The sequence below is a fragment of the Helcococcus ovis genome, from assembly GCF_004524775.2.
GTDB lineage: Bacteria > Bacillota > Clostridia > Tissierellales > Peptoniphilaceae > Helcococcus > Helcococcus ovis.
The window spans coordinates 577,621-594,910 of the sequence record NZ_CP119081.1; the positions used below are offsets into that span (position 1 = coordinate 577,621).

Here is a 17,290-nt window from a genome sequence, read left to right on the forward strand (position 1 = left end):
GAACTAATGAGATATACATTAAACATTTCAACTTTTCACGCTCCACATATTAGAAATAAAAAATCAACACAAATAGTAATGTTAGATGTAATAATAGCTATGCTACCGGCATTATTTGCATCAATTTACTATTTTGGATTAAGATCTTTATATTTAATTTTAGTTTCTGTGACAGCATGTGTTTTATCAGAATCGGTTATGCAAAAATTATTACATAAAAAAGTAAGAGTTAGAGATTTATCAGCTGTTGTAACAGGTATACTATTAGCATTTAATTTACCGGTTACATTTCCATTTTGGATGACAATATTGGGGGCAATTTTTTCCATTGTTATTGTTAAAGAATTATTTGGTGGTATTGGTCAAAATTTCATGAATCCAGCGTTAGCAGGGAGAGCATTTTTGATGATTACTTGGCCAACACAAATGACTAATTTCACAATAGATGGTGTTGCATCAGCAACTCCTTTAGGTAGAAAACCTGTAGAATTTTTAGAGTTATTTTTGGGAAATATTCCGGGAACAATAGGAGAAGTATCAAAATTAGCAATCATATTAGGATTAGTATATTTAGTTGCAAGAGGAGTAATTAAATTAAGAATGCCTTTAACATATTTCTTCGGCTCGGCATTTTTTCTATTTATATTAAAATATGATGTTATTGATACATTTTATCAACTATTTTCAGGTGGTATAATTTTAGCTGCTGTATTTATGATTACAGATTATTCATCATCACCAATGACACCTAAGGGGCAATACATTTATTCTTTAGGAGCTGCATTATTAACTGTTTTAATAAGAATTTATGGTGGATATCCAGAAGGAGTATCATTTGCAATTTTGATTATGAATGTATTTGTTCCTCTAATTGACAAATATGTAAAGACAAGAGTATTTGGTATAAAGGAGGCTAAGAAATGAATAAAATTAAAGCGATTATTACATTTGCATTAGTTTTAATTGTATCTGTTGCTTCTATTTACGGATTAAATAAAGTCTTTCTAGGCCTAAATAGTGAAGATTATGTTCCTAGTCAATATGCAGAAGTTTTTGCTGAAGGTAAAGAATTTAATGAAATTGATATTAAAGATAAAGCTGAAACTATTAATAAAATTATTAAAGTAAGTGATGGATCTAATCATATAGGATATGTATTTGATGCAATTTCTAAGGAAGGTTTTGGAGGAGATATTCATTTACTAGTAGGTATTTCAAATGATGGAATTATCAAAGGATTAAAAGTTTTAGAACAATCTGAAACAGAAGGATATGGTGCTTTTGTTGAAACAGAAGAATTTATAAATGGTGTAAAAGATGTAAATGTTTCAACCGGTAAAATATCAGCAGGAGAAGGAAATAAAGAAAATGGACAAATTACAGCTATTTCTGGGGCTACAGTTACTACAAATGCTGTGCTTAATGAGTTAAAGAATATTGTTAATCAATTGAGTACTTTATCTAACAAAGTAAAGCCTGTTGCAGAAGAAACTCCATATTATGAAACAAAATATAAAGAGATTTTACCAAATAATTTATCAGAGTATACATTTGAAGAATTTCAGGAGTCAGCAAAACAAACAGACTCGATTTATAACGAATTTGTTAAAAGAATTGTAAAAGTTAAATATGGTGAAAATTTTGATTCATACATTTTACAATTAACAGCTAAAGGATATGGTGGTAAAATAGATTTAATGTTAAGACTAAATTACGAATACAGAGTATTTGATATGCTGGTTGTCTCGCATAATGAAACAGGAGGTTTAGGGGCATATATTGAAGATAAACATTATACAAATATTTTTAAAGGATTAAATTTAGATAAAAATTTTTTAGTAAATTCTATAAAATTGAGAAAAAATCCTAAAGGAGAAAAAGATATTTTATTAATTTCAGGAGCTACTGTTACATCAAATGCAATTCAAGATTCATTAAATGAAGCGATTAATGCACTTGTGAAATTTGATAAAATTAAATCTGATAATTCAAATTTTAAAAAATTAGAATTAAATAAAAAATCTGAAGAAAGCAAACAAGGTTACAATCACAAAGAAAAGTTTAATACAATTGATGATTTAAAACCCCTAGATAAAGCAGCAAATTTAAAATTTGTAGTTGTTTCTCTTGCATATAAATATGCGAATGTTGTTGAAAAAATTTAAGATGTTGTTATGAAAAAATCATATTTAGATAATATAATTTTGAAAAATCCAGTTTTAGTTCAAAGTCTTGGATTTGTATCAATCTTGGCTTTGAGCAATTCACTAAAACCGGCTATGATTATGGCTTTAGCTGTAACTTTTGTATTAGTTGTATCAAGTGTAATAGTTTCATTATTAAAATCATTAATTGATGAAAAGTTTGAAATGTTGATTTTAATGGTAATAGTAGCAACTTTATCTACTATTGCTGAGATGACAATAAAATTTATATATCCTTTAACATTTGAATCAATGGGGATCTTTACCTCATTAATATCAGTTAACTCTATTATGTTAATTAGATTACAAAAAAACGCTATGATTTCAGGAGTTGTAAGTTCATTGATTGATTCAATAACAACAGGTTTAGGATATACTTTAGTAATTGTTGTATTAGCACTTATAAGAGAGTTAATTGGAAATGGTACAATTTATGGATTAAGATTTATTTCTAGAGAATTTACAATTAAGACATTTAACGAACCAATGATGGGATTTATATTGTTAGCTTTATTTATTGCTTTATCAAATTGGTATACAATAAGCAAAAAACTAAGGGAGGCTAGAAAATGAACTATATTAGTATCATAATTGCGACAGTTTTAGTTAATAATATGGTTTTAACACAAATATTTGGTATCAAATCTGCTTTAGAATCATCAAAAGATTTTGAATCATCTATAACAGTGGGGCTTTCAATAACATTTGTAACAGTTATCTCATCATTAATAGCTAAAGTATTTTATGACTATGTTTTATTGAAATTTAATTTAGAATATCTGAAAATTTTGTCATTTGTAGTAATTATAGTCCTAGTGATAGAAATATTTTATTCTTTAGTAGCAGTTACTTCTAAAAAGGAATATGAAGATTTAAAATCATATTTACCTTCAATTACTGCAAATAGTATGATTTTAGGGGTTTCTTTAATAGTTGTATCAAATAATTATAACATATTAAATACTGTTATTTATTCATTTGGAGTATCTCTGGGATTTACTTTGATAGCTTTATTGTTAAATGCAATCAATGAAAAATATAAATATGCTAATTTGCCAAGGTATTTTTTAGGAAAACCTATAACATTGTTAGCTTTAGGATTAATGGCATTAGCTTTTTATGGCTTTAAGGGATTAATTTAGTAAATAATTTTGCGAATGTTGAGTTTTCAGCATTCCTTTTTATTGTAAATTTTTTGAGGATATTATTGTGAACAAATTAAAAAACAAATTAAGAAAAAAACTATTATTAAAAAGAAAAAAATTATCAAAAGAATATATTAAAAAGTCTGATGAATTAATATATCAAAAATTAATTTTGTTAGAAGAATATAAAAATGCAAAAAATATTTTTTGTTATGTAAGTATGAATGAAGAAGTTTCAACAATAAATTTTTTACGAAAAGTTTTATTAGATAATAAGAGATTATTTGTGCCTTTATGTTTACAAAAAGGGATTATGGAAGCTAGAGAAATAAAAAATTTAAATGAACTAAAAGAAGGAAAATTTGGAATATTAGAGCCTTCAGAAAAATCATTAAAAATAGATATAAATGATATAGATTTTTCGGTAATACCATGCATATCAGTTAATAAAAGAGGATATCGATTAGGATACGGTGGAGGATATTATGATAAATTTTTTGAAAATAAATCCTTGAAATCCACATATGTTATTTGTAGAGGAAAAATGATTTATGACAATATTCCAATTGAAACACATGATTTAATATTTGAAAATATTTTATCTGAAAATTTTGTTGAAAAAATAAATATTTATTTTTAATTAAAATTATATTATTTTTATTTTTCAAATATCTAAGATTTATTAAAAAGAAAAAGCTGTTGCAAAATAATATTTTTAGTTATTTTGCAACAGCTTTTTAAGTATTGTTATTTATAATATTATTTAAAAATTATTTTATATATTTACCATTATTATTCACATACCATTTTCCAATATATTCAGATTTAGCCATTTTACCATTTTGTTTTAGGTAATACCAGTTATTATCTGAGTGCTTTATCCATTCAGACTCAGCCATTTTACCATTTTGTTTTAGGTAATACCAGTTATTATCTGAGTGCTTTATCCATTCAGACTCAGCCATTTTACCATTTTGTTTTAGGTAATACCAGTTATTATCTGAGTGCTTTATCCATTCAGACTCAGCCATTTTACCATTTTGTTTTAGGTAATACCAGTTATTATCTGAGTGCTTTATCCATTCAGATTTAGCCATTTTACCATTTTGTTTTAGGTAATACCAGTTATTATCTGAGTGCTTTATCCATTCAGATTTAGCCATTTTACCATTTTGATTTAGATAATACCATGAAGAATAATTTTCGTCATATAACCATTCAGAAATAGCTTTGTTTCCATCTGTTTTTTTATAGAACCAATCATTGTTTAAAGAATACCATCCAAATTTATTTTTTTCTAAATTATTATTAATTTCACTTTTTTTAGGGAATATATTTTCGATATTTTCAATTTTTAGTGTGGAATCTAGTCGAGATTCTTTTCTTTCTATAATTTTATTAATATTATCTTTTGGATCTTGTATAGTAAAATAGTATTTAAATCCATTTTTTAAATTAACTTCAAAATAATAATTGTCATAAGTTTTTATAAATTCAATAGGTAGTGTCAAATTAAAAACTTTATCTTTTGTAAGGTTCATTTTTAAATATTTTGCATTATGTCTGTCAATATTTTTTGAAAATATTATATAAATATCAGCAATCTCTTCTTTAATTTCCCAAAAATTAGATAAAAATGTAATTTTAGATTTATTTTCATCATAGCTATATATGAAAGAATTCTTAGATAATATGTTTGGTATATCATCATTTGCATATGAAATGTTTTTATTAACAGAAAATGAAAAAATTGTTAATACTAAAAATATAATTGTTAATGTAGAATATAATGTTTTTTTTGTCAATGTCATATTTTCTCCTCGTATAATAATGTTGTAGTTAAAACTACATATTTTATTTTCATCCCATATTCTTTATGGGATAATAGTTGTATAGATAGAGGTCGTAGTTCTCCTCCTTCGTATAATAATGTTGTAGTTAAAACTACATATTTTATTTTCATCTCATATTCTTTATGAGATAATAGTTGTATAGATAGAGGTCGTAGTTTTTCTCCTTGAAGCTTTTGTCTTCCTTATTAAGGGTTACGCCTCTTCTTTACGTCTTTATGCGTATGAGCTGGATAGCACATTCGTTGCTGTATGTCTAACGAGGTTGCATTGTCGTAAAGTTCTAGAGGGTTCTTTCTCTATCTAAATTTTTTGAAACTAGGTGATTTTATGTTTTACATTGGTATTGATATTGCAAAGAAAAACCACGAAGCTTCTATTATTGACTCTTCTGGAAAATCCTTATCTAAAAGTATATCTTTTTCTAATACTATTAAAGGTTTAGAAAAGTTTAGGGATTTTCTTGATTATTTTAATCTTGATATTAACAATTGCATTATTGGAATGGAAGCAACTGGTCACTATTGGCTTAGTCTTTATTCTTTTCTTCTAGAGCTTGGATTTAATTGTATCGTCATAAATCCAATTCAATCAGAAGCTTTCAGAAAAATGTACATAAGACAAACCAAAAATGATGCTGTTGACTCGTTTGTTATCGCTCAAATTATGAGGTTTGGTGAATACTCAATCTCAAATTTTTCTGATGAAGATACTTTTGCACTAAGAAATCTTTCAAGATACAGATTTGCTTTAGTTGATGAATGCTCTGATTGGAAAAGAAAACTAGTCGCTATTCTTGACCAAGTTTTTCCAGAATATTCAACACTTTTTTCTAATATCTATGGAGTTACTTCAAAAGAGTTATTATCCAATTATCCTTTACCCGAAGATTTAATTAACATTTCTGCACAAGAATTAGCAAATCTTCTTTCAAAATGTAGTAAAGGGCGTTTTGGTCTAAAAAAAGCACAAGAAATTCAATCTACAGCTTCAAACTCCTTTGGAATTAAATTTGCTAAAAAATCTTTTTCTTTCCAAATCAAGCAAATCATTAATCAAATTTCATTTTTAGAAGATCAAATTTATGAAATTGAAGAAGAAATTTCTTTCATGCTTAATGAACTTTGCCCTGTAATTACTAGCATTATAGGTGTTGGAGAAGTTCTTGGAGCAGCAATTTATTCCGAAATTGGTGATATTTCAAGATTCGAAAAAGCAAGTCAATTAGTTGCTTATGCTGGTCTTGATGTTTCAGTTAAGCAATCCGGAGACTTTAGTGCTTCAAATGCTAAAATATCTAAAAGAGGTTCACCATACTTAAGAAGAGCGATTTGGCTATCAGCAACTGTTGCTGCATTTAGAGATCCTGCTCTATCTAAGTACTATCAAAGTATGAGAGATAGAGGAAAAGCCCATGGAACAGCTATTGGAGCCGTTGCTAGAAAGCTTACTAACATCATTTTTGCAGTATTGCGTGACAACAAGTTGTATACTCCAAATATTTAATTGTTAATATTGTTTTTTTTTCACCTAAATTATTAGGTTTGTTTGCTGTGCACAAATTTAAGTAATTTTTTAGCTAAGTTCTGTCAAGGGGCCCTCCCTTGACAGGTTTTAGATAAAAAATTATACTTCATGAGCACTGCAAACAATTAATCATTTATCTATTGACATTTGATAGCTGGTCTTAAATTTTACAGTTAATAATGTAACTTTTTAAGTATATACTATTATTTATATTTAAGTCAATAAAGGATTTATTGATTTAAAAGTAGTGTAACTTTTTTGTTTAGTAATAATTTTAATAGTATTCCTGTAAATACTGATTCTATAAGAATTTTTGGCAGACGTGATATAATTAAAAACCAGATACTTAAACCGCTTAATTGACTTAACCATATACTGTTAAGAATAAGATGTATAAATCCAAAAATAAATAGATTAGTTAATAATATTTTTAAATTTTGATTTTCATTATTTTTATTGAATATTATAAAAAATATAATTCCCGGAATTAATCCTGTAAGTGTTGATGATAATGTAAATCCTAGATGAGGAACACCTCCCGGGTTAATCATTATACCTATTAAATCCGCTGCTACACCTGTTAAGGCACCTAAAAAAGGACCTAATACTGCACCGCTAAAAATTATAGGAAGAGAACCTATGCCTATTCTCATATTTGGTGTTAAATAAAAAGATAAAAATCTTGTTAAAATAATTGATATGGCCGTAAGTAAAGTTGCCATAATAAAAGATTGTAGATTAAATTTTGATTTCATATAAATACTCCTTATATAATATAATATCAGGCAAATTAAAATATGTGTTCCGTAAATATTTTAAAAATTCTGATATAATAAATTATATAAAATCAATTTAAAATTACAAGGGGGAACAATGCAAAAATTTTATGATATAAATAGCTGTTTAGATTGGTTGTATTTAAAAGGAGGATCAAAAGGGAAATTTAACTTGGACAATATAAAATATTTGTTAGATAAATTAGATAATCCTCAAGATAAAATTAAAGTAATACATATAGCAGGAACAAATGGAAAGGGGTCTACATCTAATTTTATAGCATCAGTATTATCTAGAAAATATAAATGTGGGTTATTTACTTCTCCATATATGAATGATATAACAGATTCATTTAAAATAAATGGGGCTCAAATGTCTGAAAAGTTATTTATAGAATATATAAATAAATTAATTTTAATCATCGATGCTATGGAAAAAAATGGAAAGTTTATAACATATTTTGAAATTATAACATCTATTATGTATAAATATTTTTATGATCAAAACGTTGATTTTGCAGTAGTTGAAGTTGGGCTTGGAGGAAAACTTGATGCAACTAATATAATAAAAAAGCCTATTGCATCAGTTATTGTGACAATTTCAAAAGATCATCAAAATGTTTTAGGTAATACAATAGAAGATATAGCAGAAAATAAAGCAGGTATAATAAAAAATAATTGTCCTGTGTTTATATATCCTCAAATTGATACTGTACACAAAATTTTTGAACAAACAGCCATTAAATTAAATTGTGAGTTTAATACATTCTCAATTTCTGAAATTGATATACTTAAAATATCTGAAGTTGAGAATGTGTTTAATTTTAGAACTTATAAAAATATGAAGTCGTGTCTTATTGGCAAACATCAGGTATACAATGCGGTATTAGCATTAACGGTTATAGATTATCTGAAAAATAATTATGAGATTTCAGAAAAAGATATATATGATGGGATATATTTAGCTAGAAATACCGGACGCTTGGAAGTAGTATCTAAAAATCCTAAAATTATATTTGATGGAGCACATAATAAAGAATCAATCATTAGTTTGATAGATACAATTAAATGCTTAAAATTTAATAGGCTTATAGTAGGATTTAGTATGTTAAAAGATAAAGATATATCTTATGCTTTATCAGCTTTATCAAAAATATCAGATGAACTTATCGTTACTACAGTGGACTATCCGGGCAGAAATTATTCTGAAACAGAATTAAATGAAATCGTAAAAGAGTATGAAATTAATATAAAAGTTATATCAAATAATGTTGAAGCATTTGAATACACTAAGTCTTTAGCAAGTGAAGACGATTTGATATTATGGTGCGGGTCGCTTTATTTAATAAGAGAACTATTAAAATATTTAGATTAGTAGATTAAAAAAAAAATAACAAATTTGAAAAAAATTTTCAATTTTTCTTAAATTTTGCTATTATATTTGTGTAAAAAATTTTGTAAACGTTAGCTATATAAATTTAATTTTTTTAGAATTATAGTTATGTGATAGATTTTTTATAGAATTTAATAAAGAAAGAACACTCACTCGTTCAAGTACGAGATTAAATCTCAAGTAAGAGACGAGTATACTCTATCTACTAAATATTATACAGTAAAACTGAATAATATTTAGTAGATAAAGGGTTATAGGTTACCTTTAACAACCTAAATATATTATAAAGGAGGTTTAATAAAAATGCATACATAATGTCATTTTTATTTAAGATATAAAGAATAATTATAAATAAAAATTTATAAAAATAATTTTTATAAAAAGTTCTTTATATAAAAAAGTTATATTTAATTAAAAAATTTGTGGAGGAAAATTTGAAAAAAAAGATTTATATATTAGCACTTATTGTTGCACTTTTATCTTCTGTTTACACATCAAAAGCAGAAGCCATAGTTACTTTTATGGGCTCTGATTCATCAAGGTATTATGATGATGATGTTGAAAAAAGAAAAGCTACAGTGTCTATAAATGTTGACGGTATTGTCAAAGATACTAATGAAAAAATATTAATAAGGGGGACAACTCATATATTATCTGATCCCTTTGATAAAGTTACAAAAAAAGAATTATTAGATTCAATTAGACATCAAATGACAGAATTACAATTAGATTATAAATATGAACTTTTAGATTTTGCATATGATGCTAAATTGTATAATAATGGAGAACTTTTGTTTTCTACAGGTGATAATGAAGGTACAGTTCAATTAAAAGGTGATATCAGAAAATACCAATTGAATGGACATGTAATTTTAAGAGAAAAAAAAGAACCTGAACTTACAAATCCATCAGAGTCTGCTAGAATAGAATACAGGGTTAAATTTTCTCCTATAATTAATGGTGAATTAACTGGGAAATATTTATTTCCGATTGAATTTGATTTAGGTGAAAAATTTGTAGGGGAAAAGTTAACTTCTAAAGAACTTAGAAAAAAAGCTGAAGAAATTTTAGAAAAAAATTATCCTGATTTTAAGATAGTAGAGAAAGAGTATACATTTATAATTCATAACGAAAATGGAGAGTTTCAAAAATATGCATCATTTAAAGATGATTTTGAATATGAAATAGCTAAAAGGAATAAGATTCTATACACAAAGCCAAAGACTGGCAAGATACTTGGTGAAACTCAAAGTGTTGATAGAGTAAGAGAAGGATATTTTGTTGAATATAAGAAATAATTATTTTTTTATATTTAAATTTTATTTATTATTTAGCAAAATAATACTTGTTAAATTCATAATATGAAAACATATATTATAATTTGGTTTATTTATAATTTTTAAAAATAAAGAGGAAAAAATGAAATTAACAAAAAATTTAAGAAAAATAATCACATTTACTATTGCATCATTTTTATTGTTAGAGCCAGTATCAGCGTTTGCTGTATCAGTAAGATATGAAACACCAAAAGAATATCTTACTGAAGTTAAAAATCAAGGAAGAACAGGAACATGCTGGGCACATGCTACTATGGGAGCTATAGAAATTGCTTATAAAAAAGCAACCGGAAGAACAGTTGATTTATCAGAAACTCATTTGGCATATCATATACATGATGGTGCAAAATTAGATGGAGCTAGTTTAACATCAGCCACACCTTATCTTATGAGACTAGATGGACCAGTTGGTGAAACTGAATACCCTACAATAAAAGATTCTGTTCCATTATACCAAAATAGTGGGACATATGTATTGCCGGGACATAATTCTATGGAAGATTTAGGAAAATATAAATATAAATTTGCAGTTGGAAATATAATAGAATCTGATATTTCTAATGTAAAAGAAAATATTGAAAAATATGGTGCTGTTACTGCGGCTTATTATGACAACACTGAATCAGGATTTTCCGGTAATTATAATGCATCCGGAAGTTATTATGGATTTGGTAGAAAATCAAATGAACCTGAAAGATTAAAAAGATTTTTTTATAATCCGGATTTAGTTTACCATTATGCACCTAATCCTATGAATGAAATTGTAATGGCTCCAAATCATGCTGTAGTATTGGTTGGTTGGGATGATAATAAAGAAATTGTAAACCAAAGAGGTCAAAGGGCTGTTGGTGCTTTTAAGGTTAGACAGTCAAGAGGACCTGAATTTGGTGACAACGGATATATGTGGATTTCTTATGATACATTTCCTAAGGAAAGTTTTCAAGTTCTTAGAATAAATGGTTTAGATGTTTTATCACCAGTAAAAAATACTTTTTATTCTTATGGTAATTTTTTATCAAAAGAAAACTCCAGAAAAGTATATACATTTGGTAAAGACGGATTTGATAAGTCATCACTAGGACATACATTTAAGAGAACAACCGTAGATATGGTAAATGTTTATAATAAAAATGATAATAAAAGAGAATATTTAACAAATATTCAATTTATAAATGAAGTAGGGAAAAATTTAAGTTATGAAATACAAGTAGCTATGTTAAATGGACATTCAACTGAAGATGTTGAAAAAGCTAATTATACTAAAGTAGCTAGTGGAGTAAGTAATGATAAAGGAGTTAATACAATATCTATAAGTCCTTTAGAAATTACTAAAAATAAGTTTGCAATTAGACTTATTTTAAAAAATGAAAATGGAGTATATATAAGCATTGCTAAAGATATTAAATCTACAGGAAGCAGCATAATATCAACTCCAACATATACTCCGGATTCAAACTTTTCATTTATAAATACCGATTATGGATTTATTCCATATAATAATGATATATATATAAATGCATTTACACAATCTGATAACAAATCAAGCTTTAATTCATTATATGAAGAAAAAGTTAAAAATGTTATATCAGTTACAAAAGATAAAGAAACATTTATTTATGTAGATAAAAATGCTTCTGAGTCATATGTAAGAGAACATTTATTAAGTATAGGAAATAAATTAAGAGTAGATTATACTGATGAAAAAGGAATAATGCAATCAAAAGTTTTCGAAATTAAAGATTATGTTTTGAAAAATGGATACTTTGTTCCTATAATAACAGATTATACAGATGTGGATAAAGATTTACATAATAGTATAAGAGATAAGATAAATAAAAATGAAGACTTATTTAAATATTATGTATATCTAAATAAAACTTCACATGCAAATAGATATAATGTTGAAGATCGAAATTATGATAGAAATAATTATATTAATGATAACAGTTATAATTCATATAATAGAAATATTAGTAGACAAAATAGAAATAATAGATCATCAGATATATTCAGAGAAGCTCAATTATCAAAATTTGATAAAACAGTTTTAACGTATAAATTGCAAAAAAATTATAATAAAACAGTTCTTTTAACAAACACTCAAAAGGAAGATGTAAAGATTAGAGTAAATGGGGCGTTAATTGGAGCTGAAAATATAAGAATAATAGATGATATTTTATATATAGAGTTATATAATGAATTGTCTAATAGTGACAGAATAGAAGTATCTTTCAATGAAAATAGTATATCTAGGTATTAATATTTATTAAAAATTTTAATAAAGTAGTGTTGATTAATTATCTTCACTACTTTATTATTATGTTGAGATGAATATAATAAAGTAGGGATATATCATGAATAATTATGGCGAAGTATTAAAAAAACTTAGAAAAGATAGAAATTATACATTAAAGCAAATATCTTCTGGTGAAATATCGATTTCTCAAATTTCAAGGTTTGAGAGAGGTGAAACTGATTTATCAATTGGAAAATTTATTTTTATTCTTAATAAAATAGGGATTACTATTGATGAATTTATGGTATATGCTAGGGATTATGAAAAATATGATGTAGTTAAAATGATGTCAAAGGTTGTAAAATATTATTATGAGAATAGTATTGAAGGATTTAGAGAATTGATAGAACTAAATCAAAATAAATTAAAAGAAAATCCTGATAATAGTCTTTATCCATTATATATAATTTTATTTAAAGGGTTTATATGCAAGATAAATAAGACAAAACTATCAGATAAAGATCTTCAAAAAATAATAGATCATTTATTTGTAACTGAAAATTGGGGAATTTTAGAACTTCAGTTAATAGGAAATCTATATGAATTTTTTAGTACAAAACGAATGTTATATTTTTTTGATGAAATATTTAAAAATTATGAAAAGTATAAAAAAAGTTCAATGCACAAACATTTAGTATGTATCACTTCACTAAATATATTTTTAAAATTAATAGAAAGAAATGATTTGAAAGAAGCTGAAAAAATTAACAAGAAATTAAGAAAAATTGTCGGTGGAGAAACAAAAGTTTATGAAAGAATGATACTTAAATATGGAGAAGCATTTTTACTTTACAAAAAAGGGGATAGTGCCGGAGTTGAAGTGATGAAGAAAATCATCGAAACGTTTAAATTACTTTCTTGTGATTATCATGCAAAAAATTATCAGCAACATTTTGATGAATTTGTAAAAAATAAATTTGTATATATGGGAAAAAATAATATCTCTTAAATAATATGGATATAATTATATTCATATTATTTAGGAGGATTTTTATGAATAAAACAATCAAAAAACTGCTATTTAGCAGAGGAATAAATAAAATAGGAAATATATTTTATGATTATGGAAATTCAATATGGCTAGCATCAATTGGGAATATAGGAAAGAAGTTTTTAGCGTATTATCAAATAGCTGATACACTAACATCGATTTTGTTAAATCCGATAAGTGGTGCATTAGTAGATAGATTCAAAAGACGTAAAATATTATTGTATACAGATTTTATATGTTTTATTGCATGCTTGTTAGCGGCATTTATTTCAAATAATAATTTGATGTTATATACATTGGTAATTGTAAATATTATATTAGCAGTTTCAAGCTCCTTTTCAAGAATTGCTAATAAATCATTTATTAGTGAAATTGTTGAAAAGGATGAAATTGTAAATTATAATTCAAAATTAGAAGTTACAACTAAAGTAATTAGTGTTTGTTCGCCAATATTTTCATTTATTGTAATACAATTTACAAGTCTTAGAGTTATATTACTGATAGATGCTATAAGTTTTTTACTTTCATTTATTTGTATAAAGATGATAAAAATTGAAGAAATTAAATATCAAATCAGCTCAAAAACAGGGACTGATTTAAAATCTGTCTTAAGTGATATATGGGAAGGGATTATTTTTGTATACAATGAAAAAGAAATTTTATTACTTTTAATATTAGCATCATTGATAAATTTTATGTTTGCCGGATTTGCATACATTCTTCCTTATTCGGATAAATTATTTTCAATAAATGGAGCTTTTGCGACAATGCTAAGTTTAGGAGCTTTAGGAAGTATTTTAGCTGCATTTATTTCCGGCAAGATTAAATCATCTATCAGAAATTTACATTTAAGTTTAATTTTAAGCGGATCTGGAGTAGTGCTGATAGGATTATACAAATTTATTAATTTTCCAATAATCATATTTTTATTTGGAAATTTTTTAGTAGAATTTTTTATGACAATTTTTAATATACATTATTTAAGTCAAATACAAATTAAAGTTCCGAATGAAATGATGGGAAGAGTATTTTCTTGTGTATTTACAGTAGCAATTATTTTGATGCCATTAGGTACATTTGTTTTATCAAAAATCCCTGGAAGTATAAATTTAATTACATTCTTTGTATTAGGAATTTTAGTGATGCTAATATCATTTATTTCAATGACATATTCAAAAGTAAAGTTTGGAAAATAGTTTCAAAATGTTATAATATTTATATATTATAACAGGAGAGAACACAATGGATAGATTGACAATAAATGATATTTTTATAAGATTAATTTTATCAATGATATTTTCCGGACTTATCGGACTTGAAAGAGAAAAAAGCCACAGAAGTGCTGGACTAAAAACTCATATTTTGGTTGGTATGGGGGCAGCGACAATATCCTTGATTCAGGTAAATACAATTGCGTTTGTATCTAGTTTAAGTAAAGATTTAAATGTTAGTATAGATGCTGTTAGATTAATAGCACAGGTGGTTAGTGGCATAGGTTTTTTAGGTGCAGGTACAATAATAGTTACTAAAAGAAGTGTTACAGGATTAACTACAGCTGCATCAATATGGTGTGTATCAGCCGTTGGCTTAGCATTTGGAATGGGATATTATGTAATTGGTGTTTTTAGTGGGCTATTAATATTAATAGTGTTGATCTTTTTTAAGAGAATAATTGTAATCCATGGAACACAAGAATTTACTATTAAATATTTATCGAATAAAAATACTACTGAAGAAATTATTAACGCGATAAAAAGTTTTGACCCAAAATTTGAAATAATAGGAATGAATACATCTACAGAAAATAATCAATTATATACAACACATGTATATAGAATAAATACAAAAAAGTCAATCTCATTTTCGGACTTAGCATATAAATTATCTAATTTAGAAAATATTGTAAGTATTGAATTTGGTGAGTTTGATTAAGACCTAAAAATAGATATTTTAATCCAATCTAAAAAAATTTATTAATTAGAAATGACCCTAAAAAGCTGGATCTAGAGACCAATTTTTTAGAGGTCTTTTTTTTGTGACAAAATATAATACAGATACTCTTCATATGAGGCAATTCTTTTTGATATTTTTGTAAAAAGAAATGCCGTTATTCTTCATATGAGGCAATTCCTTTTGGAGATTTTGTAAAAAGAATTACCTTTTTTCTTTATATGAGGTATTTTAGCTTTTGTTGTGGGCAGAAAAAAATTGTTTATTTTCAGATACAATAAAATTTAAGAGAAAATCAAAAGAACCTATGAATCTAATGTGATTTATAGGCTATTTTGTTATGGGTACTGATTATTTGACGCTTACGTTTATTCAAATATTAAACCATAATTTGAAATCGATTGATGCACACAAAAAAATAATTTATAATTTAAAAAAAGAAATAATGGAGGTGTTTCCAATGTTTAATATTAATGGAATTTAATATTATTAGAAAACGAAGTTATATATTATATATAGATTTGTTTTATCTAGTAGAGATTATGAATTATATTACAAATTTAAGGTAGGTAGAGGAATAAATATCATTAATAATGATAATCAAGAAAGAACTTTATTTCCAATATATTTAAATAATAAAATAGTTTCAACTTTTTTAGTTTCAACTTTTGAAGGAGAAACTAGTGGAATTTATTCTAAAGCATATTCCGAACAATTAGACAAGTTAAAATATTTTACTAATATAAATAATCCTTTGATTTTAACAACTTTTGATGATGATTTGTGGGGAATAATAGGTAAAAGAGCTTATAGCTTAAATGAACAAAAAAATATTATTTATAATAAAAAAATAAATACTAATGAATTAGTAATTTTGAATGGTAATGATAATATTAAGTACGATAAAAATTTTGTTTCTTTGAGAACTCCCTCAGGGTATGTGTTAAATTTTGATATAAAATATATTCAGCCTTCTGGTAAAAGTAGATGTTATTCTTATGCTTTATCTAATATACTATATAATTTAGGATACAATTTGCATACTCCAGAAACAATATCTTCTTATTTTAATTATGAAGATGGAGTATCATTTAAGGAATTGTCAAGTTATTTAAATAATTACAACTTTTCTAATGACGCAAAGGACTCAGGATATTTATTTAAAGGAGAGGTTATAGAACAAATATATTATAAGAATAGTTATATTCTTATAGGAGGTACTAATACATCTTCTAAAGGTCAACATGCATTAGTAATTTTTGGGTATAACAACACCAATAATACATATTCTTTTTGGAATCCATGGTATAATTTTACACAATATATGGATATGGATTCTAAATTGATAAATACAAAAAGTTCTACTGTATACAAATTGAATGCAGGGTATATTAAAAATATAGGTAAAATAAAATGAAAATTAAAAATATATTAATAATGTTTATATTTATGACTATAGTTCTTGTTGGATGTAATAGAAATTATAAATTTGGTATGGATATTAAAGATTATTCTAATATAATATCTATTGAGTCTGAAGGAGCTAGAGTAAAAAAAGATACTTTATCAAAAGACTTTAAGGATAAAGTTCAAAAATTGATAAATAATTTAAATGAGAGCAATTTTGAAAAAGTGAGTTACGAATCATTAAAAGGAAACAGTCCGACTATAATATTTGATAATTTTACTTTTGAAGTTTCAAAAAAGCATATAAGAATTATAAAAGAAGATAATAAATATCAGTATAATTCAAAGGTAAAGGTAGATTCATTAATAGAATTACACAATTTGTTAAATGATGAATTGGGAATATAGTAAAAT

General features: G+C 25.4%; 16 protein-coding genes. 14 read left to right on the plus strand and 2 right to left on the minus strand.

Features of this window, described 5'->3' with window-relative positions:
* The first annotated feature begins 6 nt into the window (after positions 1-6).
* The 5 genes from EQF90_RS02670 to EQF90_RS02690 all read left to right on the plus strand — a co-directional run bounded on the left by EQF90_RS02670 (position 7) and on the right by EQF90_RS02690 (position 3,989).
* On the plus strand, positions 7-924 hold the full coding sequence (locus EQF90_RS02670; protein WP_134711946.1) for an RnfABCDGE type electron transport complex subunit D: 918 nt from the start codon (positions 7-9) through the stop codon (positions 922-924).
* Entirely contained in the window at positions 921-2,165 is a 1,245-nt protein-coding gene (locus tag EQF90_RS02675; protein WP_134711945.1) for an FMN-binding protein, read from the plus strand. The genes EQF90_RS02670 and EQF90_RS02675 overlap by 4 nt, the downstream gene beginning before the upstream one ends.
* 9 nt (positions 2,166-2,174) lie before the next feature.
* Positions 2,175-2,777 carry an Rnf-Nqr domain containing protein gene (locus tag EQF90_RS02680; RefSeq protein ID WP_134711944.1) on the plus strand — a complete coding sequence of 201 codons (603 nt, stop codon included), beginning with the start codon at positions 2,175-2,177 and terminating at the stop codon, positions 2,775-2,777.
* Positions 2,774-3,346, plus strand: coding sequence for an electron transport complex protein RnfA (locus EQF90_RS02685; protein WP_134711943.1), 573 nt, complete (start codon positions 2,774-2,776; stop codon positions 3,344-3,346). The genes EQF90_RS02680 and EQF90_RS02685 overlap by 4 nt, the downstream gene beginning before the upstream one ends.
* 67 nt (positions 3,347-3,413) lie before the next feature.
* Complete coding sequence (locus tag EQF90_RS02690) at positions 3,414-3,989, plus strand: 5-formyltetrahydrofolate cyclo-ligase (RefSeq protein WP_167554059.1); 576 nt, start codon at positions 3,414-3,416, stop codon at positions 3,987-3,989.
* A 130-nt stretch (positions 3,990-4,119) separates the two neighbouring features.
* Here EQF90_RS02690 and EQF90_RS02695 read toward each other — a convergent pair whose 3' ends face one another.
* Positions 4,120-5,160 carry a hypothetical protein gene (locus EQF90_RS02695; protein WP_330167162.1) on the minus strand — a complete coding sequence of 347 codons (1,041 nt, stop codon included), beginning with the start codon at positions 5,158-5,160 and terminating at the stop codon, positions 4,120-4,122.
* A 369-nt stretch (positions 5,161-5,529) separates the two neighbouring features.
* Here EQF90_RS02695 and EQF90_RS02700 point away from each other — a divergent pair, with 369 nt between their 5' ends.
* Positions 5,530-6,705, plus strand: coding sequence for an IS110 family RNA-guided transposase (locus EQF90_RS02700; RefSeq protein WP_134711818.1), 1,176 nt, complete (start codon positions 5,530-5,532; stop codon positions 6,703-6,705).
* 251 nt (positions 6,706-6,956) lie between these two features.
* Here the strand turns inward: EQF90_RS02700 and EQF90_RS02705 are convergent, their stop codons facing one another.
* Positions 6,957-7,481 (minus strand): folate family ECF transporter S component, encoded by a 525-nt coding sequence (locus EQF90_RS02705; RefSeq protein WP_134711817.1) that lies wholly within the window; start codon positions 7,479-7,481, stop codon positions 6,957-6,959.
* Positions 7,482-7,599: 118 nt separating this feature from the next.
* On the opposite strand from EQF90_RS02705, the gene EQF90_RS02710 reads away from it, so the two are divergent.
* The 8 genes from EQF90_RS02710 (at position 7,600) to EQF90_RS02745 (ending at position 17,284) form a co-directional block, all read left to right on the plus strand.
* On the plus strand, positions 7,600-8,877 hold the full coding sequence (locus tag EQF90_RS02710) for a bifunctional folylpolyglutamate synthase/dihydrofolate synthase (protein WP_134711816.1): 1,278 nt from the start codon (positions 7,600-7,602) through the stop codon (positions 8,875-8,877).
* A 452-nt stretch (positions 8,878-9,329) separates the two neighbouring features.
* A complete protein-coding gene (locus tag EQF90_RS02715; protein ID WP_134711815.1) occupies positions 9,330-10,193 on the plus strand; it encodes a staphylokinase domain-containing protein in 864 nt (287 codons plus the stop codon).
* A gap of 121 nt (positions 10,194-10,314) precedes the next feature.
* Positions 10,315-12,492, plus strand: coding sequence for a C1 family peptidase (locus EQF90_RS02720; protein ID WP_134711814.1), 2,178 nt, complete (start codon positions 10,315-10,317; stop codon positions 12,490-12,492).
* Positions 12,493-12,586: 94 nt separating this feature from the next.
* Positions 12,587-13,477: a helix-turn-helix domain-containing protein gene (locus EQF90_RS02725; protein ID WP_134711813.1), complete on the plus strand. Its 891-nt coding sequence runs from the start codon at positions 12,587-12,589 to the stop codon at positions 13,475-13,477.
* Between the two features lie 44 nt (positions 13,478-13,521).
* Positions 13,522-14,715 carry an MFS transporter gene (locus EQF90_RS02730; protein WP_167604099.1) on the plus strand — a complete coding sequence of 398 codons (1,194 nt, stop codon included), beginning with the start codon at positions 13,522-13,524 and terminating at the stop codon, positions 14,713-14,715.
* Positions 14,716-14,761: 46 nt separating this feature from the next.
* Entirely contained in the window at positions 14,762-15,451 is a 690-nt protein-coding gene (locus tag EQF90_RS02735) for an MgtC/SapB family protein (protein WP_134711811.1), read from the plus strand.
* 772 nt (positions 15,452-16,223) lie between these two features.
* Positions 16,224-16,886, plus strand: a complete 663-nt coding sequence (locus tag EQF90_RS02740) for a hypothetical protein (protein ID WP_134711810.1) — start codon at positions 16,224-16,226, stop codon at positions 16,884-16,886.
* Positions 16,883-17,284, plus strand: a complete 402-nt coding sequence (locus EQF90_RS02745; RefSeq protein WP_134711809.1) for a hypothetical protein — start codon at positions 16,883-16,885, stop codon at positions 17,282-17,284. Before EQF90_RS02740 ends, EQF90_RS02745 begins: the two co-directional genes overlap by 4 nt.
* Positions 17,285-17,290 lie beyond the last annotated feature (6 nt).